This is a genomic window from Bradyrhizobium sp. LeoA1Lang (genome assembly GCF_055413685.1).
Genome location: NZ_JBVAPG010000464.1, coordinates 1 through 729 on the forward strand (window position 1 = coordinate 1; position 729 = coordinate 729).

At 61.0% G+C, this 729-nt stretch carries 1 protein-coding gene; it reads left to right on the forward strand.

The genetic code is table 11. From position 1 onward, the window contains the following. On the forward strand, positions 1–729 hold a 729-nt coding region (locus ACZYOF_RS44155; protein ID WP_463719645.1), incomplete at both ends, for a transposase.

The following is a 729-nucleotide window of genomic DNA, read 5'->3' on the forward strand; positions in this document are numbered from 1 at the left end:
GTGCCAGAGGCGAAGGTTGAGCGGTTGAAGGGCAAGATCGAGAAGCTCAAGGAGGAGATCGTTCGGCTCAACGCGATCAATGCGGAGATGATGAAGAGCGAGGACAAGCAGATCTCGCTGACCGATCCTGACGCGCGCTCGATGGCGACGAGTGGCAAGGACACCGGGATCGTTGGCTATAACGTGCAGATCGCGGTTGATACGCGGCATCATCTCATCGTGGCTCACGAGGTGACCAACGTGGGGACCGATCGCCACCAACTCGCCAACATGGCCCGACAGGCGCGCGGCGAGATGGCTGTCGAGGCGCTCGAAGTCGTCGCAGACCGCGGCTATTACGATGGAGAGGAGATCAGGGCCTGCGAGGAAGCCGACATCACGGTGACGTTGCCGAAGCCGATGACTTCGGGCGCCAAAGCTGCTGGCCGCTTCGGCAAACAGGACTTCGTCTATGTCGCCGCCGACGATGTTTATCGCTGTCCCGCCGGCGAGCGGCTAACTTATCACTATACGAACGTAGAGGACGGAAAGACCCTGCGCCGCTATTGGACAAGCACCTGCAAGACCTGCGCGCTAAAAGCCCAGTGCACGACAGCCCCCGAGCGCCGCATCTCACGCTGGGAGCACGAGGCCGTTCTGGAGAAAGTTCAGGCGAGGCTCGACCACAACCCCAATGCAATGGCTGTCCGCCGCCAGACAGCGGAGCATCCGTTCGGCACGATGAAGTGT